The organism is Streptomyces sp. NPDC088785 (assembly GCF_044750685.1).
GTDB lineage: Bacteria > Actinomycetota > Actinomycetes > Streptomycetales > Streptomycetaceae > Streptomyces.
On sequence record NZ_JBIVKH010000013.1, the window covers coordinates 171,098 to 188,321 of the forward strand.

Here is a 17,224-nt window from a genome sequence, read left to right on the forward strand (position 1 = left end):
CTCCATGCCTGTCTCCGTCGTACGGTTCAACCTGGTCGACCCCGACGGCACCCCGGAGTCGCTCGGCGCCCGCTACCAGGCGGCCGTGGCCATGGCGGTGTACGCCGACGAGCGGGGCGTCGACACCGTGCAGACCGAGGAGCACCACGGCGTCGCCAACAACTGGCTGTCCTCGCCGTTCACCTTCGCCGGCGCGGTCCTCGGCGCCACCCGCCGGATCGCGGTCACGGTCTCGGCGGTCATCGGCCCGCTGCACGACCCGTTGCGCCTGGCCGAGGACATCGCCGTCCTGGACCTGCTCAGCGGCGGCCGGCTGGTGACGGTCGCGGGGATCGGCTACCGCCCCGAGGAGTACGCGCACTTCGACGTGGAGTGGAAGCGGCGCGGCAAGCTCCAGGACGAGCTCCTGGAGACGCTGCTGAAAGCCTGGTCGGGCGAGGAGTTCACCTACCGGGGGCGCCGGGTCCGGGTCACCCCCCGGCCGTTCACCCAGCCCCATCCGCTGCTCCTGGTCGGCGGTTCCTCGCAGGCCGCCGCGCGCCGGGCGGCCCGGCTCGGACTGCCGCTCTTCCCGAGCGCGCACCTGCCGGAGCTGGAGGCGTACTACAAGGAGAAGCTGGTCGAGTACGGGACCGAGGGCTGGACCATGATGCCCGCCGAGACCACCCCGCTGCTGCACGTCTCCGAGGACCCGGACCGCGCCTGGGCCGAGTACGGCGCGCACTTCCTGCACGAGGCGCGCACGTACGCGTCCTGGCAGTCGGGTGACATCAAGTCGGCGGTGAAGTCGGGGGCCACGACGGTCGACGAGCTGCGCGCCGAGGGCGTCTACCGGATCCTCACGCCCGAGGAGTGCGTGGCGCAGGGGCTCGACAACTACGTACTGCACCCGCTGTCGGGCGGCATGCCGCTGGAGGAGGGGTGGCGCAGCCTGCGGCTGTTCGCCGAGCGGGTGCTGCCGGCGCTCGCCGGCGGCTGAGCCGGCCCGCGCCCGGACGACCGAACGCGCCGCCTCCGGGGATCCGGGGGCGGCGCGTTCGGCGAGGAGACGGCGGCGGGGGATGTGGCCGTCCCCCCTGGCTGTAGGGGGAGCGGGCGGGTCAGCCCATCTCCTCCAGGGACTTGCCCTTGGTCTCCTTCACGAACTTGAGCACGAAGGGGATGGAGAGCGCGGCGAAGACCGTGTAGATGATGTACGTCGCCGAGAGGTTCCAGTCCGACAGGGACGGGAAGCTCGCGGTGATCGCCCAGTTGGCGATCCACTGCGCCGAGGCGGCCACACCGAGCGCGGCGGCACGGAGCCTGTTCGGGAACATCTCGCCGAGGAAGACCCAGACGACCACACCCCACGACAGGGCGAAGAAGAGCACGAACACGTGGGCCGCGACCAGCGCCACCCAGCCCTGCGTGGCCGGCAGCTTGCCGTCCACCAGGTCGTACGAGAACGCCCACGCCTCCAGGGCGAGACCGACGACCATGCCCACGGAACCGATCAGGGCCAGCGGCTTGCGGCCGATCCGGTCCACGAAGATCATCGCGATGACCGTACCGACGATGTTGATGATCGACGTCGTGAACGAGTAGAAGAACGAGTCCGACGGGTCGACGCCGACCGACTGCCACAGCGTCGACGAGTAGTAGAACGCGACGTTGATGCCGACGAACTGCTGGAAGACGGAGAGGCCGATGCCGATCCAGACGATCGGCTTGAAGAAGAAGCCGCCGCCGAGCAGGTCCTTGAACGTCGACTTGTGCTCGCTGCGCATCGCGGTCTCGATCTCGTTCACGCGCGCGTCGAGGTCGATCCGGCTGCCTTCGACCTCTTCGAGGACCTTCTTGGCGCGGTCGGTCTTGCCGACGGAGATCAGGAAGCGCGGCGACTCGGGGATGGCGAACGAGAGCAGCCCGTAGAGGAGGGCCGGGATCACCATGACGCCGAGCATGACCTGCCAGGCTTCGAGGCCCATCAGCTTGCCGCGCTGGTCGCCGTCGGCGGCGTTCAGCAGGCCCCAGTTGACGAGCTGGGAGATGGCGATGCCGACGACGATCGCCGCCTGCTGGAAGGAGCCGAGCCGGCCGCGGTAGGCGGGCGGGGCGACCTCGGCGATGTACGCCGGGCCGATGACCGAGGCCATGCCGATGGCGAAGCCGCCGATGATCCGCCAGAAGGCGAGGTCCCACAGCGCGAAGGGCAGCGCCGAACCGACGGCGCTGATGGTGAACAGGACCGCCGCGATCTGCATGCAGCGGATGCGCCCGATGCGGTCGGCGATCCGGCCCGCGGTGGCGGCGCCGATGGCACAGCCGATCAGGGCGATGGCGATCACCTGTGCGAGCGCGGCGGAGCCGATGTCGTACCGGTCGCGGATGGCCTCGACGGCGCCGTTGATCACGGAACTGTCGTAGCCGAAGAGGAAGCCGCCCATCGCGGCCGCGGCCGCGATGAAGATGACATGGCCCAGATGCTCGGGATGAGCGTCCCGGGCTCCGGAATTGGGTGCCGCTGTATCGGTCACGTGTACTCCTCGGGCCACCGGCTTCGCTGCCGGGGGTGGGGGCGAGAGCCCTTCCAGTGGCGCACAACCTGACGTGGCCCACCACCTGAAGGTAAAAGCAACGTTGCAGAGACTATGCCTTCAAGTTTCGAAGTCAATAGTCGGGGTGCTGTGAATTTTGAGCACAACAGAGGAGCTTTGCGTTCAAGTGTTGAACACATGCAATCGGCTGCCGGAGACGTCGGAAACCGCCGCCGCTCCGCTCGGCACCGGCCCTACCGCAGCCGCTGGCTGATCACCTTCGACACCCCGTCGCCCTGCATGGAGACGCCGTACAGCGCGTCGGCGACCTCCATCGTGCGCTTCTGGTGCGTGATCACGATGAGCTGCGAGGCCTCCTGCAACTCCTGCATGATCCGGATCAGACGTTGCAGGTTGGTGTCGTCGAGGGCGGCCTCGACCTCGTCCATCACGTAGAACGGGCTGGGCCGCGCCTTGAAGATGGAGACCAGCATCGCCACCGCGGTCAGCGAGCGTTCGCCGCCGGAGAGCAGGCTCAGCCGCTTGACCTTCTTGCCCGGCGGGCGGGCCTCGACGTCCACGCCCGTGGTGAGCATGTTGTCGGGATCGGTCAGGATCAGCCGCCCCTCACCACCCGGGAACAGCCGGCTGAAGACGCCCTCGAACTCCCGGGCCGTGTCCCGGTACGCCTCGGTGAAGACCTGCTCGACCCGCTCGTCCACCTCCTTCACCACTTGAAGGAGGTCGATCCGGGTCTTCTTCAGGTCCTCCAGCTGCTCGCTGAGGAACTTGTGGCGCTCTTCGAGCGCCGCGAACTCCTCCAGCGCAAGGGGGTTGACCTTGCCCAGCTGCTGATAGGCGCGCTCGGCGGACTTGAGCCGCTTCTCCTGCTCCGAACGGACGAAGGGGCGCGGCTTGTTGCGCGGGTCCTCCGGGTCGTCCGGCAGTTCCTCGCCCTCGGCGGGGAGCGAGGGCGGCACGGGCAGGCCGGGACCGTAGTCCGCGACGAGTCCGGCCGGTTCGACACCGAGTTCCTCCAGCGCCTTGGTCTCCAGCTGCTCGATCCGCAGCCGCTTCTCCGCTCCTAGTACCTCGCCGCGGTGAACTGAATCCGTGAGTCTGTCGAGTTCCGCCTTCAGATCGCGGCCCCGCCCCCGCTCGGCGACGAGCTCCTGTTCCCGCACCGCCTTGGCGCGTTCGGCGAGGGTGCGCTCCTCGTCGGCCCGGGCGATGGAGATCTCGACGTGCGCGAGCAGCTGCCGGGCGCCGGACGCCACGGCCTCGGCGACCTCGGCCTCGTGCCGGAGCCGGGCCCGCTGCCGCTCGGCACGCGCGCGTGCCTCGCGTTCGGCGCGGGCCGCCCGGTCGAGCGAGTCGGCCCGACCCGCCAGGCCCTTGACCCGCTCCTCGTGCGTCCGCGCCTGGAGGCGGGCCTCCATCTCGGTCTGCCGGGCGTTGGCCCCGTCGGCGGAGAGCCGGTCGCGCACGGACGTGTCCGGCTCCTCGTCGCCCCCGTCGCCGTAGGCGGACTGCTCCTCGGCGACCGCGAGCCGCTCGGCCAGCTCCTCCGCGTCCACGGCGGCCTTCTCCAGCGCGTCCTGCGCCTTGGCCGCCGCGGCCGCGCTGCGCTCGGCCTCGCCCGCCGCACCCCGGGCCTGTCCGGCGAGCCGCCCGAGCTGCTGGGCCCGGCCCGATCGCTCCCGCTCAACGGCGCGCTGGGTCTGCCCCAGCTCCTCGACGAGCGCGGCGCACTCCCGGCGCCGCTCCCCCGCCGCGTGCTGCACCTCGGCCAGCTCCTCGCACTGCGCGGCCAGCCGCTCCAGCTCGGCGGCGGCCTCGTCGACGGACGCCTGGACCTCCAGGAGGCTGGGCGCCCCGGCGGAACCGCCCTGGGCGAAGTGCGCTCCGAGCAGATCGCCCTCGGCGGTCACCGCGGTCAGCTCGGGCCGCGCGTAGACCAGGTCCTCGGCGTCCTCCAGCGTTCCCACGACAACGATGCCGCGCAGCAGCCTGCGCACGGCTGGCAGCAGCTCGGACGGGCCACGGACGAGGTCGGCGGCGCGGGGCGGGGTGGTGGGACCGGCGGCGTCGTACGGGGTGGTGGGCCCGGCTGCGTCGTACGGGGTGCCGGGTCCGGTCGCGTCGGAAGGGGTGCCCGGTCCGGCGGCGCCGTACGGGGTGCCGGGTCCGGTCGCGTCGGAAGGGGTGCCGGGCCCGGCGGCTTCGTACGCGGTGGCCGGGATGGCCGGAGTGGCCGGAGTGGCCGGAGTGGCCGGAGTGGCCGGGTTGGGCGGGGTGCCGGGTGCGCTCCCCCGGACGTCGGCCAGGTCCTCCTCCTTCTCGCCGAGGGCGTCCCCCGCCAGCAGCAGGGCGGCCCGGCCGGCGTCCTGCTTGCGCAGGAGGCGGATCGCTTCGGCGGCGGCGGTCGGGGAGGTCACGGCGACGGCGTCGGCGGCGGCCCCGAAGGCCGCCGCCACGGGCACCTCGAACCCCGGCGTCACGGACAGCAGTTCGGCGGCGGGGCCGAGCAGTCCGCCCAGCCGCTCCTGCGCACCGAGCAGCGCCCCCGTCCCGTCCTTCCTGCGCAGCCCGAGCGCCAGCGCCTCGTGCCGGGCGGCGAGTGCGGCGCGCCTGCGCTCGGCCGAGGTGGCGGCCTCCCGGGCCGCGGACAGCGCCGACTCGGCGTCGGCGAGCCCGGTCTTCGCCTCGTCCAGGCGCGCCCCCAGCTCCTCGTCGCCCGCGTCGAGCCCGTCGACCTCGGCCTTGAGCTGCTCGTACTCCTCCTGCGCCGCCGCGGACCGCTGCTGCGCGCCGTCACGCGCGGCGGCCAGCCGGTCGATCTCGGCCTGGGCGGAGGCGGCCCGCGACCGCGCCGCGTTGACCTGTCCCTGCAAGCGGGCCAGGCCCTCGCGGCGGTCGGCGATGGCACGGGCGACGTCCTTGAGCCGGCGCTCCTCGACCGCCAGTTCGCGCTCCAGGTCGGCACGGTGCGAGACCGTCTCGTCGAGGGCGGTCTGCGCCGCTTCCAGGGCGGCCTCCAGTTCCGCCTCCTGTTCGCGCACCCGGGCGGCCTCGCGTTCGAGGTCCTCAGGGTCGCGGCCACGCCGCTCCTCGGCCGGCGCGGACCGGGCGCTCTGCACGCGCGCGTCGGCCAGCGAGACCGTCCCGCGTACGCGCTCGGCGAGCTGCGTCAGCCCCACCCATGTCTGCTGGGCCCGCTGGAGCCGCGGAGTGAGCTGCCGGACCTCGTCCTCCAGCTGCCCCTCGCGCAGCAGGGCCTTCTTCAGCTCGTCCTCCGCGCTCTCCTTGCGCCGCTTGAGCTCGGCCTCATCGGCCACCTCGGCGCTGAGCGCTTCCCGCAGCCGTACGAGGTCGTCGGCGAGCAGCCGCAGGCGCGCGTCGCGCAGGTCGGCCTGGATGACGGCGGCCCGGCGGGCGACGGCCGCCTGCCGGCCGAGCGGCTTGAGCTGCCGCCGCAGTTCGTCGGTGAGGTCCTGGACGCGGGAGAGATTGGCCTGCATCGCGTCCAGCTTCCGCAGCGCCTTCTCCTTGCGCTTGCGGTGCTTGAGGACGCCGGCGGCCTCCTCGATGAAGGCGCGGCGGCCCATGGGGTCGGCGTGCAGGACGGAGTCGAGCCGGCCCTGGCCGACGATGACGTGCATCTCGCGGCCGATGCCGGAGTCGGACAGCAGGTCCTGGATGTCGAGGAGGCGGCACGTGTCGCCGTTGATCTGGTACTCGCTGCCACCGTTGCGGAACATGATCCGCGTGATGGTGACCTCGGCGTAGTCGATGGGCAGCGCGCCGTCGGAGTTGTCGATGGTGAGCGACACCTCGGCGCGGCCGAGCGGCGGCCTGCCGGTGGTGCCGGCGAAGATGACGTCCTCCATCTTGCCGCCGCGCAGCGACTTGGCACCCTGCTCGCCCATGACCCAGCTCAGGGCGTCCACGACATTGGACTTGCCCGAACCGTTGGGGCCCACGACACAGGTGATGCCGGGCTCGAACCGCAGCGTGGTGGCCGAGGCGAACGATTTGAACCCGCGCAGGGTCAGAGCCTTGAGGTGCACGCCGTCGGACTTTACCGGGCGCCCCTGTCTCACTCCATGAACCCACGGTTTCACCGATGAAGGTGCAGGGCACATCAGATGATGAGAAAGCGCTTCGGTGCGCGGGGGCTCACAGACCGGAGCGGGCCGTGGTGGCCGTGCGGGCCGGGAGGGAAGAAAGAAGGGACGCCGAAGCGTCCCTTGCATATCTGTTGCGTTGCTCTGTCAAGCGGTGGTGACGAACAGCTCCGGACCGCGTGCGGTGACTGATGCGGTCAGGTGAGCGCCGGCTCCGCCTGGGGTACGTCGACCTCGATGAGAGCGTCGTGAGAAGCGGCAGCCGCGAGCGCGTCGTTCTCCGCCTGGATCCTGCCGAGCTCGGATTCCAGGTCCTGGACACGCTGCTGGAGCCGTCGCATCTCGGCGAGGAGTCGCGGGTCGCTGCCGCCGACGTAACCGAGAAGCGCCTTTGCCATGATGGATGGTCCTCCACACTGAGTGACCGACCGTAGCGATGGTGGGTCGTGAGGGTCGAGAGGGAAAACGCACCCGCAATGCCTGGCACTTGTTGTCTTGCTGGCCGTTCTCACATGCCAAACAGCTAAGGTGCGCGGGGATTCCAGAGTCTCACCAAAAAGTTTGACGGTCAACACGATCACACCCCGTATTGGCGGGCATCCCGGGGGCTCTGCGCCATGGATCGTGCGGCGCGGCCTGACCGTCGGGGCCCTGGGGGTGTGGAGATCATCCGTACCTCGGGAGCCTGCCACGCCTGCCCCGTATTGGCAACCACCAGGGCGTTTCTGCCCGGAGCAGTTGTTCGCCGCCCCTCGGGGCCCGGCGCGTCCGCGGCCTCCACGACGACGGTTCAGCGAATCGCGAACCCGTCGTAGCCGCCGCGGGGTGTGTCCCAGATCTCGGTGACACCGTCGACACGGCCGGGTGTGTCGTCGCCGTGGAGCCATTCGAGCAGCTGCCGGCAGGCCGCGCGCGGCCCCTCGGCGACCACCTGCACGCGGCCGTCGTCCAAATTGAGAGCAAAACCACTCAGGCCGCCGATCTCCAGGGCCCTCGCCCGCGTGAACCAGCGGAAACCCACACGTTGGACGCGTCCTCGCACCCACGCGACCAGGCGCACATCTTCATTCATGGCTGCACGCTAACCGGCCAAATGCTCACTGAGCACTTCGTCCCCTTGCGTTCTGGGGTACCGTCGCGGACCGATGAGCCTCACCCGTACGGGCGAGTCGCATCGACCACCGCGAGGATCGAGGAAGGCCACAAACATGGGACGCCACCGACGCTCCGACGCCGGCAGCGCCGCCACGGGCCGCGCCACGGGCACTCCGGAGGAGCAGCACTCCGAGGGCCGGTACACCGAAGAATACGGCGCGGCGTACGACGTTGATCACGCCGGGGCGTACGAGGAGCAGACCTCCGCGTACCCCTCACACCCCGGGCACGCCGCGCACTCCCCGGCGCACCCCTACGCACCGGCGCCCACCTCCTCGTACGCCGGCACTTCGTACACCTCCACCGCGCCGCACGCGCCCGCTTCCCCGTACACGTCGCGGGAGTCGTACGCGCCGCGGGAGTCGTACGCGCCGCAGGACGAGACCGTCACCGCCGAGTACGGCATCGTGTCCGCGGCCGGCGGGTCCGGCGAGGCGCCGCGCGGGCACGCCCACCGCCGCCGCAAGAAGCGGGACGGCGTCCCGCTGCGCACCGGGCTGCTCGGCGTCTCGGCGTGCGTGGCCATGGGCGCGGTCGCGGTGGCCTCGGGGCTGATCCCGGGCACGGACACCTTCAAGCTCGGCGACGACCACGGCGGCAACAAGGTGCGGGCCGCCGGCTCCTCCCCCAGCGTCGAGGCGCAGGGCGGCACCGACGGCACGGTCGAGGACCGCGCGTCGCAGTCCGCCGCGAGCCGTGACGCCCAGCGTTCGTCCTCCCCGTCCGCCGCGCCCTCGAAGTCCGCCGAGTCGGCCGAGCCGTCGGCGAAGGCGTCACAGGCGCCGCAGGAGAAGAAGACCTCCGCCACGGACGCGAAGCCGAAGCCGGCGAGCCCGTCGACGTCCGCCCCGGCGAAGCCCGCCGCTCCCGCCGCGCGGGCGGCCACGACCACCTCCGACGAGTCGGCGGCCGCGTCCCAGGTACTCACGCTCGTCAACCAGGAGCGCGCCAAGGTCGGCTGCTCCCCGGTGACGGCGGACAGCCGGCTCGCCGCGCTGGCGGGCGCCTTCAGCGAGGACATGGCCGAGCGGAACTTCTTCGACCACACGGACCCGGACGGCGCCTCGCCATGGGACCGCGCCAAGAAGGCCGGGATCACCAATCTGGGCGGCGAGAACATCGCCCGCGGGCAGGCCGACGCGCAGGCCGTGATGGATGCCTGGATGAACAGCGAGGGCCACCGGGCGAACATCCTCAACTGCGACTTCAAGACCCTCGGCGTCGGCGTCCACTTCGGTTCCGGCGGCCCCTGGTGGACGCAGGACTTCGGGTACTAGGCCCCCCTCCGCCCGTCCCCTCCTCCCACTTACTCCCGGTTAGCGCCCCCTCTGGGGGCGCGCTAACCGAGAGTATGCTGCGGGTATGACCACGACCGACAGCGCAACCGTCACGGCCGACGCGCACGACAGCGACCGCGCCTACGACGTGTTCGCCCGGGCCTGTCCGTCGCGCGGCACCCTCGAACATGTGACGGGACGCTGGGGCGCGCTCACCCTCGGGGCGCTGCACGAGGGCTCGTTCCGCTTCAACGAGCTGCGCCGCCGGGTCGACGGCGTGAGCGAGAAGATGCTGTCCCAGACGCTCCAGGCGCTGGAGCGCGACGGCCTGGTGCACCGCGAGGCGCAGCCGACGAATCCGCCGCGCGTCGACTACGAACTCACCACGCTGGGGCACGAGGTGGCCGGCCGGCTGCTGGCGCTCATCGAGTTCGTCGAGGGCCGCATGGACGACGTGCTGGTCGCGCGGGAGCGCTACGACACGACGCGCGGCGGCCGCTGACAGCGCGGGCAGAAGTAGCTGGACCGGTTCATCCACGGGCGGCGCAGCATCGGCGTGGCACACCGCCGGCAGGGCAGCCCCTCCCTGCCGTACGCGTCGAGGGACCGGTCGAAGTATCCCGACTCCCCGTTCACGTTGACGTAGAGCGAGTCGAAGCTGGTGCCGCCGACCGACAGCGCCGCGTTCATCACGTCCCTGATGTGGCCGAGGAGTTCCGCCGTGCGCGGGCGCGTGAAGGTGGCGGTGGGGCGCTCGTAGTGCAGCTTCGCGCGCCAGAGCGCTTCGTCCGCGTAGATGTTGCCGACGCCGCTGATGAGGGACTGGTCGAGCAGCGCGCGCTTGACGGTGGTGCGCTTGCGGCGCAGGGCGTCGTGGAACGCGGCGTCGTCGAAGAGCGGGTCGAGCGGGTCGCGGGCGATGTGCGCGATGACGTCGGGCAGCCCGTCGGGCGTGGTGTCGTGCAGGGACAGGCCACCGAAGGTGCGCTGGTCGACGAAGCGCAGCTCGGTGCCGAGGTCGTCGGCGAACCGGACCCGGATCCGCAGGTGCTTCTCGTCCGGGGCGTCGTGCGGCTGCACCAGCAGCTGCCCGCTCATGCCGAGGTGCGCGAGGACCGCGGTGTGGGTGGTCTCCAGCGGCAGCCACAGGTACTTGCCGCGGCGGCTCGGCTCGCCGATGCGCTGCCCCTTGAGGCGGTGTGCGAAGTCCTCGCCGCCCGCGATGTGCCGGCGCACGGCGCGCGGATGCCGCACCTCGGCATCGGCCACGGTCCGCCGTGCCACCCACCGGGCGAGCCCGCGCCGCACCACTTCGACTTCGGGCAGCTCGGGCACGGGAACCTCCAGATCGTGGGCTGGGCCGAGCGTATCGCGCCCCTCAGGAGGGGCGGAAAACCGGGATCGGCCACCACGACCGCACGGACGGCGACAACAGAAGCGCCCGCCCCCACCGGTGTGAGCCGGCGGGAACGGGCGCTCAAGGAAACGGACGACTACGCCCCGGGGGCGCTGTCGGCACCCGCCCCCTCGGACGCGGCGGCCTCGGCCCGCTCGTCCGCGGCGGCGCGAATCGCACGCCACGCGGATTCCGCGGCCTGCTGCTCCGCTTCCTTCTTGCTGCGGCCGGTGCCGGTGCCGTACGAGACGCCTCCGACGCGGGCGGCAGCAGTGAAGGTCTTCTCGTGATCCGGACCGGTCTCGGAGACCAGGTACTCGGGAACGCCGAGCCCCTCGGTCGCCGTGAGCTCCTGGAGACTGGTCTTCCAGTCCAGGCCGGCACCCAGGTTCGAGGACTTCTCGATCAGCGGGTCGAAGAGCCGGTGTACCAGCTCGCCCGCCGCGTCGAGGCCCTGGTCGAGATAGACGGCGCCGATCACCGCTTCAAGGGTGTCGGCGAGAATGGACGCCTTGTCCCGGCCGCCCGTGCCCTCTTCACCCCGGCCGAGCCGGATGAAGGAACCCAGGTCGAGCCCTCGGCTGACCTCCGCCAGCGCACGCGAATTGACCACCGCGGCCCGCAGCTTGGCCAGCTGGCCTTCGGGCAGATCGGGGTGGGTTCGGTAGAGGGTGTCCGTGACGACCAGTCCGAGCACGGAGTCCCCGAGGAACTCCAGCCGCTCGTTGGTCGGCAGGCCACCGTTCTCGTACGCGTACGAGCGGTGCGTCAGGGCACGCACCAGAAGGGCGGACTCGAGTTTGTACCCGAGCCGCCCTTCCAGAAGCGTGTGGGACGAGGCTGTGGTGTCCGCCTTCTTCTTGGCGTCCTCCGCCGATTTCTGGCTAGCCACTGTGCCTCTCACCAGCCGCTCAGACCTCGAGGACCTGGCGCTTGTTGTAGGTGCCGCAAGCGGGGCACGCGATGTGCTGCAGCTTGGGCTCCTGGCAACGCTCACACGAAACCAGGGTGGGGACCGCAGCCTTCCACTGCGACCGGCGGTGGCGCGTGTTGCTGCGCGACATCTTCCGCTTCGGAACAGCCACGGCTACTTCTCCTGCTTCTCGTCGACGCCCGCTTCGGCGCCGCTCATCTCGTCCTTCTCGCCGTCCTGGACGGTGCCAGCGAGTCCCTGCAATGCCGCCCAACGGATGTCGACGGCGTCGTGGTGGTGGCCCGGGTGGTCCGAGAGCCGCACTCCGCATTCGGAGCACAGACCCTCGCAGTCTTCCTGGCACACCGGCTGCATCGGCAGTGCGAGCACCACCGCATCACGCAGCACAGGCTCGAGGTCGAACAGTCCGTCCTCGAGAAAGAGCCTGTCCTCGTCGTCCTCGGCGTCGTCGCCCGGTTCCGCCTTCACGCGGCCCCGGTCGTCGGCGTCAGGGTACGAGAACATCTCCTGGAAGTCCGCGTCGACCTCGAGGTCGAGCGGCTCCAGACACCTTACGCACTCCCCCTCGGCCGATGCACGGGCGGTGCCTGTGACGAGCACACCATCCATGACCGACTCCAGGCGGAGCTCGATCTCCACCGGGGCGCCTTCCGGCACCGCGATGACTCCCTGGATACCGAAGTCCTTGGGAGCGTCGACCGTGCGGGCCAGCCGCTGCATGGCACCAGGACGCCGACCCAGCTCGTGTGTGTCGAACACAAGAGGGTTGCGGTGGTCGAGGTGGGTATTCAGGGCTGGTCCTGCTTTCGATCTTCGAGGCTCGTGAAGAAGCTCCGGGGAGCGGCCGCCCCCGGAGATCCGGGGAACCGTTCCGGGCAGCTCGGAACGCACGTGTACGCGCGACCGAAGAGCCAGGATACTGGACCATTCGCTCACGGCCCAATCCGGTCCCGGCCCCCTTGTGCGGCAGGGGCACGGCGGGGGCGGGGCGGGGTCGCGGCCGGGCTCAGTGGCCCTGGTCGTACTGCCGCTCGTACTCCCGCACCTGATCCATGCTGATCATGCTGGTGTCGAAGAGGCTGGTCTCGTCGAGCGCGCCGGCCTGGGGCTGCTGGGCCTCCTGCTGGTAGCCGTACGCGTACTGGTCCTGCTGGGCCTGGTGGGCCTGCTGGGCCTGCTGGGCCTGCTGGGCCGCGTACGGGTCCTGCTGCTGGTAGCCGTACGGATCCTGCTGCTGGTACACGGCATAGGGGTCCTGCTGCCCGTACGGCTGGGGCTGCTGCTGGTACCCGTACTGGTCCTGCTGGAGGTCCTGGACGTCCTGCGCGTACGCGGGCTGCTGGGCCGGGATCTGCGGGGCGGTCTGCGGGGCCTGGGGCTCCTGCGGGGCGGGCCGGACGCCCTGGCCGCCGATGTCGGCGAGGCCCGCGAGGTAGTCGGCGTCGCTGGTGTGCGCCTGCGCGCCGCCCTCGCCGTCCAGGTGCAGCGCGCCCAGGTCGTCGCTGGCGAGGCGGCCGTGCAGCTTCTGCCGGCCCTTGCCGACGGCCTCCAGGGTCTTGGCGAGCACCGCCTCGAAGGCGCCGAGCTTGACGTCCACGTAGGCGTCGGCGTCGCGGCGCAGCGTCTCGGGGTCGTGGCTGCGCTCGGGGGCGTCGTCCAGTTCGGGGTCCACGTAGCCCTGGTCGTCGGCGCCCGGGCCGGTGCCGAGCAGCTTCTCGCGGCCGCGGCCGACCGAGCCGAGGGTCTTGGTGAGGACGACCTCGAAGTTGGCGAGCTTGGAGTCGACGTAGTCGTCGGCCTCCGCGCGCACCTCCTCGGCCTCCTGCTGGGCCTCGGCGAGGATGCGGTCCGCCTCGTTCTGCGAGCGGCGGGCGATCTCGGTGTCCGAGATCAGGGTGCCGCGCTCGGCGTGCGCGGTCTCGATGATCCGGTCCGCCTCGGCGCGGGCCTGCTCGACCATCTGTTCGCGGCCGCCGATCAGCTCCTGGGCCTGCGCGAGCGAGCCGGGCAGCGCCTGGCGCACTTCTTCGAGCATCGAGAGCAGGTCGGCGCGGTTGACCACGCAGGAGGCCGACATGGGCATGGAGCGGGCGTTGCCGACCGCGGCGACGATCTCGTCGAGCTTCTTCTGCACGTCCACCGTGTGCTCGCCACTCTCTCGTCTGCTCACAGGGGTGTGAGGGGTGTTGGAGACGGACGGGACGACTGTATGCCCAACTGGTGTGTGCGTGTCACTTCTTGGGGAGGCGCTCGGTCAGTGACGCGTGCACCACCGGCGGGACCAGGTGCGACACGTCGCCGCCCCAGGCCGCGACCTCCTTGACGAGCGAGGAGGACAGGAAGCTGTAGGTGGGGTTGGTGGGGACGAAGAGCGTCTCCACGCCGGAGAGGCCGATGTTCATCTGGGCCATCTGCAACTCGTAGTCGAAGTCGCTGACGGCCCGCAGGCCCTTCACGATGGCGGGGATGTCGCGCTGCTTGCAGAAGTCGACGAGGAGGCCGTGGAAGGCCTCCACCTCGACGTTGCCGAACTCGGCGGTGACCTCGCGGATCAGCTCGATGCGCTCGTCGACGGTGAAGAGTCCCTGCTTGGACTGGTTGATCATCACCGCGACATGCACCACGTCGTACAGCTTCGAGGCGCGGGCGATGATGTCGAGGTGGCCGTTGGTGATGGGGTCGAACGACCCGGGACAGACTGCGCGGCGCACGGGAAGTCCCTCGCTCTCCGGTCCGGTCATCGTGCGTCGTCGCACGTGAGGGTGGTGTTCAAGGCGGCGCGACCGTACCAAAACGTGCCCTCGCCGTAACGCCGGGACCTCAGTCCCTCGAACCCGTCGGGCCACCGGAATTCGCCGCCTCTGGTGCTGCGTTCAACGGTGACGAGCGCTTCGTCCGCGAGCCAGCCCTGAGTCCGGAGTGTGAGCAGGATCTCCCGAAGATCGTCGTCGGAGACGGCGTACGGGGGGTCGAGAAAGACCAGGTCGTAGGGTGTGGCCGGCGGCGGGCCCGCGACGACTTGTTCCGCTTTGCCGGTCCGCGCCTCGGCGCCGGGCAGGCCGAGCGCCTTGATGTTCTCGCGGACGGTGCGGGCGGCTCGCGCGTCGGCCTCGACGAGCAGGGCGTGCGCGGCGCCGCGCGAGAGGGCTTCCAGGCCGACGGCGCCCGACCCGGCGTAGAGGTCGGCGATGCGGGTGCCGTCGAGGGTGCCGAGCAGGGCCTGCCAGGTGGAGAAGAGGCCCTCGCGCGCCCGGTCGGAGGTGGGGCGGGTGCCGTTCCCCGGCGGCACGGCCAGGCGGCGTCCGCCGGCGCGCCCGGCAATCACGCGGGTCATCTCGGGTCCCGGTCCTTGTTCGTCGTCGTGCTGGTCAGTGGGGGTCCAGTGTGTCAGGGCGGGCCGGGGGTCCGCTTCCCGGGCGGCGGCCCGGTGCGGGGCGGGCGCTGCGGGCGGCCCGTGTCCGGCCCGGGGTCACCCCTTGTCCAGGTACTGCTCCCGCTCGGCGTCCAGCAGGGCGTCCAGGGCGGTCTTCAGGCCGGGCAGCCGCTCCAGGTCGGGATCGGCGGCCACCACCTTCGTCGCCTCCTCCCGCGCCTCCGCGATGATCTCCTCGTCCTCGATGACGGTGAGCATCCGCAGCGACGAGCGCACGCCGGACTGGGCCTGGCCGAGCACATCGCCCTCGCGCCGCTGCTCCAGGTCGATCCGGGACAGCTCGAAGCCGTCCAGCGTGGAGGCGACGGCGCCCAGCCGGGCCCGCGCGGGGCTCGCCTCGGGCATCTCGGTGACCAGCAGGCACAGGCCGGCCGCCGAGCCGCGTCCGACGCGGCCGCGCAGCTGGTGCAGCTGGGAGACGCCGAACCGGTCGGCGTCCATGATCACCATGGCGGTGGCGTTCGGCACGTTCACCCCGACCTCGATGACGGTGGTGGCGACCAGGACGCCGGTCTCCCCCGCGGCGAACCGGCGCATCACCGCGTCTTTGTCGTCGGGGTGCATCCGCCCGTGCAGCACTTCGACGGTGAGGCCCTGGAGCGGCCCGTGCGCCAGCTCCTCGGCGACGTCGAGCACCGCGAGGGGCGGCCGCTTCTCGGCCTCGTCCTCGGCGGACTTCTTCTTGCCCTTCTTGGGCTTGTCGTCCTCGTCGTCGCCGATGCGGGGGCAGACGACGTACGCCTGATGCCCGTTCTCCACCTCCTCGCGCACGCGCTCCCACGCGCGTGCGAGGAAGTGCGGCTTGTCGGCGGCGGGGACGACATGGCTGGCGATGGGCGAGCGCCCGGCGGGCAGCTGGTCGAGGACCGAGGTCTCCAGGTCGCCGAAGACGGTCATCGCGACCGTGCGCGGGATCGGGGTCGCCGTCATGACGAGCAGGTGCGGGGGCTGCTTGCCCTTGGAGCGCAGGGCGTCGCGCTGCTCGACGCCGAACCGGTGCTGCTCGTCCACCACGACCAGGCCGAGGTCGAGGAACTGCACCTTGTCCTCGATCAGCGCGTGCGTGCCGATGACGATGCCCGCCTCGCCGGTGACGAGGTCGAGCAGCGCCTGTCGGCGTGCCGCGGTGCCCATGGAGCCGGTGAGCAGCACCACCTTGGTGGAGTGCTCGGCGCCGCCGAGCATGCCGCCCTGGGCCAGCTCGCCCATCATCTCGGTGATCGAGCGGTGGTGCTGCTGGGCGAGGACCTCGGTGGGCGCGAGCATGGCGGCCTGGCCGCCCGCGTCGACGACGGCGAGCATGGCGCGCAGGGCGACCATCGTCTTGCCGGAGCCGACCTCGCCCTGGAGCAGCCGGTGCATCGGGTGCTCGGTGGCCAGGTCGTCGAAGATCTCCTTGGAGACCTTCTGCTGGCCGTCGGTGAGCGTGAACGGCAGCTTGGCGTCGAAGGCGGTCAGCAGCCCGTCGGGCTTCGGCTCGCGCGCGACGGCGGTCAGCTGGGTGTCCGCGAACCGGCGTCTGGCCAGGGCGACCTGGAGGACGAACGCCTCGTCCCACTTCAGGCGGGCGCGGGCGTCGGCGATGTCCGCCTTCGTGTGCGGCCGGTGGATCTTCAGCAGTGCCTCGGGGAGCGGCACCAGGCCCCGGCCCTCGCGCAGCGACTCCGGGAGCGGATCGACGGCCTCGGGGGCGCTGGGCAGGACCAGGTCGACGGCCTTGGCGATCTTCCAGGACTCCAGCTTGGCGGTGGCCGGGTAGATCGGGAGGAGGGCGCCGGCCCAGGAGCCGACGGCCTCGGCGGCCTCGGTGGCGTCCTCGGCGGTGTCGGCGCGCAGCAATTGGTACGCGGGGTGCGCCAGTTGCATCTTGCGGTTGAACACCGAGACCTTGCCGGCGAACATCGCGCGCGTGCCCGGCAGCAGCTCCTTGTGGGGCTTGTGGATGCCCTTGCCGAAGAAGACGAGCTGGATCTGGCCGCTGCCGTCGGTGATGGTGACTTCGAGGCGCTGGCCGCTGCCGCCGTTGAACCTCAGGACGCGCGCGGTCGCGACCTGGGCGACGACCGTGACGTGCTCGTCGAGCGGCAGCTCCGCGAGCCGGGTCAGCTCACCGCGCTCGGCGTATCTGCGCGGGTAGTGGTGGAGCAGATCACCGACGGTGTGCAGGTCCAGGTGCTCGGCCATCACCTTCGCGGTGGCGGGGCCGAGCACTTTCTTCAGCGGTTCTTCGAGCACAGGCACGAGATCCATTGCACACCACGCCACTGACATTCCCGGGCAGGTTCCCGGCACCCGTGGACCGGTATCGCCGAAAACCGCTGGTCGGGAGCGGCTTGCCGGCCCTAGGATGACCGCCTTCCGTCCTTTTCGCGGCCACCTCACGCAG

At 71.2% G+C, this 17,224-nt stretch carries 15 protein-coding genes; 3 read left to right on the forward strand and 12 right to left on the reverse strand.

Annotation, left to right across the window (positions count from 1 at the left end; genetic code table 11):
• Positions 1 to 4 precede the first annotated feature (4 nt).
• Positions 5 to 979, forward strand: coding sequence for an LLM class flavin-dependent oxidoreductase (locus ACIP5K_RS28770; protein WP_401414144.1), 975 nt, complete (start codon positions 5 to 7; stop codon positions 977 to 979).
• Positions 980 to 1,100: 121 nt separating this feature from the next.
• On the opposite strand, the gene ACIP5K_RS28775 is transcribed toward ACIP5K_RS28770, so the two are convergent.
• The 4 genes from ACIP5K_RS28775 to ACIP5K_RS28790 form a co-directional block, all read right to left on the reverse strand.
• Positions 1,101 to 2,516, reverse strand: a complete 1,416-nt coding sequence (locus ACIP5K_RS28775; RefSeq protein WP_401414146.1) for a sugar porter family MFS transporter — start codon at positions 2,514 to 2,516, stop codon at positions 1,101 to 1,103.
• 254 nt (positions 2,517 to 2,770) lie between these two features.
• A complete protein-coding gene (locus tag ACIP5K_RS28780; protein WP_401414148.1) occupies positions 2,771 to 6,586 on the reverse strand; it encodes an AAA family ATPase in 3,816 nt (1,271 codons plus the stop codon).
• 254 nt (positions 6,587 to 6,840) lie between these two features.
• The gene (locus ACIP5K_RS28785; protein ID WP_111668230.1) at positions 6,841 to 7,041 is read right to left on the reverse strand and encodes a hypothetical protein; all 201 of its coding nucleotides are present in this window, start codon (positions 7,039 to 7,041) and stop codon (positions 6,841 to 6,843) included.
• A gap of 392 nt (positions 7,042 to 7,433) precedes the next feature.
• Positions 7,434 to 7,715, reverse strand: a complete 282-nt coding sequence (locus ACIP5K_RS28790; RefSeq protein ID WP_401414150.1) for an acylphosphatase — start codon at positions 7,713 to 7,715, stop codon at positions 7,434 to 7,436.
• A 136-nt stretch (positions 7,716 to 7,851) separates the two neighbouring features.
• Between ACIP5K_RS28790 and ACIP5K_RS28795 the strand changes: the two genes are divergently transcribed.
• Both ACIP5K_RS28795 and ACIP5K_RS28800 read left to right on the forward strand, forming a co-directional pair.
• Positions 7,852 to 9,075, forward strand: a complete 1,224-nt coding sequence (locus tag ACIP5K_RS28795; protein WP_401414153.1) for a CAP domain-containing protein — start codon at positions 7,852 to 7,854, stop codon at positions 9,073 to 9,075.
• A gap of 85 nt (positions 9,076 to 9,160) precedes the next feature.
• Positions 9,161 to 9,577 (forward strand): winged helix-turn-helix transcriptional regulator, encoded by a 417-nt coding sequence (locus ACIP5K_RS28800; protein WP_401414155.1) that lies wholly within the window; start codon positions 9,161 to 9,163, stop codon positions 9,575 to 9,577.
• Here the strand turns inward: ACIP5K_RS28800 and mutM are convergent.
• The 8 genes from mutM to recG form a co-directional block, all read right to left on the reverse strand.
• Positions 9,550 to 10,410: a bifunctional DNA-formamidopyrimidine glycosylase/DNA-(apurinic or apyrimidinic site) lyase gene (gene mutM, locus ACIP5K_RS28805; protein WP_401414157.1), complete on the reverse strand. Its 861-nt coding sequence runs from the start codon at positions 10,408 to 10,410 to the stop codon at positions 9,550 to 9,552. The genes ACIP5K_RS28800 and mutM overlap by 28 nt on opposite strands.
• Positions 10,411 to 10,568: 158 nt before the next feature.
• Complete coding sequence (gene rnc / locus ACIP5K_RS28810) at positions 10,569 to 11,375, reverse strand: ribonuclease III (RefSeq protein WP_401414158.1); 807 nt, start codon at positions 11,373 to 11,375, stop codon at positions 10,569 to 10,571.
• A gap of 7 nt (positions 11,376 to 11,382) precedes the next feature.
• The gene (gene rpmF / locus ACIP5K_RS28815) at positions 11,383 to 11,556 is read right to left on the reverse strand and encodes a 50S ribosomal protein L32 (RefSeq protein WP_030361955.1); all 174 of its coding nucleotides are present in this window, start codon (positions 11,554 to 11,556) and stop codon (positions 11,383 to 11,385) included.
• Positions 11,557 to 11,558: 2 nt separating this feature from the next.
• The gene (locus ACIP5K_RS28820; RefSeq protein WP_401414212.1) at positions 11,559 to 12,197 is read right to left on the reverse strand and encodes a YceD family protein; all 639 of its coding nucleotides are present in this window, start codon (positions 12,195 to 12,197) and stop codon (positions 11,559 to 11,561) included.
• Between the two features lie 214 nt (positions 12,198 to 12,411).
• Positions 12,412 to 13,545, reverse strand: a complete 1,134-nt coding sequence (locus ACIP5K_RS28825) for an ATP synthase F0 subunit B (protein WP_401414214.1) — start codon at positions 13,543 to 13,545, stop codon at positions 12,412 to 12,414.
• A 91-nt stretch (positions 13,546 to 13,636) separates the two neighbouring features.
• Positions 13,637 to 14,116: a pantetheine-phosphate adenylyltransferase gene (gene coaD, locus ACIP5K_RS28830; RefSeq protein ID WP_401414159.1), complete on the reverse strand. Its 480-nt coding sequence runs from the start codon at positions 14,114 to 14,116 to the stop codon at positions 13,637 to 13,639.
• A 26-nt stretch (positions 14,117 to 14,142) separates the two neighbouring features.
• Positions 14,143 to 14,739, reverse strand: a complete 597-nt coding sequence (gene rsmD / locus ACIP5K_RS28835) for a 16S rRNA (guanine(966)-N(2))-methyltransferase RsmD (protein WP_401414160.1) — start codon at positions 14,737 to 14,739, stop codon at positions 14,143 to 14,145.
• A gap of 135 nt (positions 14,740 to 14,874) precedes the next feature.
• The gene (gene recG, locus ACIP5K_RS28840) at positions 14,875 to 17,088 is read right to left on the reverse strand and encodes an ATP-dependent DNA helicase RecG (protein WP_401414161.1); all 2,214 of its coding nucleotides are present in this window, start codon (positions 17,086 to 17,088) and stop codon (positions 14,875 to 14,877) included.
• Between the last annotated feature and the right edge of the window lie 136 nt (positions 17,089 to 17,224).

What these genes read in the sequence shown, in the direction of transcription:
- ACIP5K_RS28770 (WP_401414144.1), top strand. Translation starts at nt 5, where the DNA reads ATGCCTGTCTCCGTCGTACGGTTCAACCTGGTCGACCCCGACGGCACC.
- recG (WP_401414161.1), bottom strand. Translation starts at nt 17,088, where the DNA reads ATGGATCTCGTGCCTGTGCTCGAAGAACCGCTGAAGAAAGTGCTCGGC.
- ACIP5K_RS28795 (WP_401414153.1), top strand. Translation starts at nt 7,852, where the DNA reads ATGGGACGCCACCGACGCTCCGACGCCGGCAGCGCCGCCACGGGCCGC.
- rsmD (WP_401414160.1), bottom strand. Translation starts at nt 14,739, where the DNA reads ATGACCCGCGTGATTGCCGGGCGCGCCGGCGGACGCCGCCTGGCCGTG.
- ACIP5K_RS28785 (WP_111668230.1), bottom strand. Translation starts at nt 7,041, where the DNA reads ATGGCAAAGGCGCTTCTCGGTTACGTCGGCGGCAGCGACCCGCGACTC.
- ACIP5K_RS28790 (WP_401414150.1), bottom strand. Translation starts at nt 7,715, where the DNA reads ATGAATGAAGATGTGCGCCTGGTCGCGTGGGTGCGAGGACGCGTCCAA.
- ACIP5K_RS28800 (WP_401414155.1), top strand. Translation starts at nt 9,161, where the DNA reads ATGACCACGACCGACAGCGCAACCGTCACGGCCGACGCGCACGACAGC.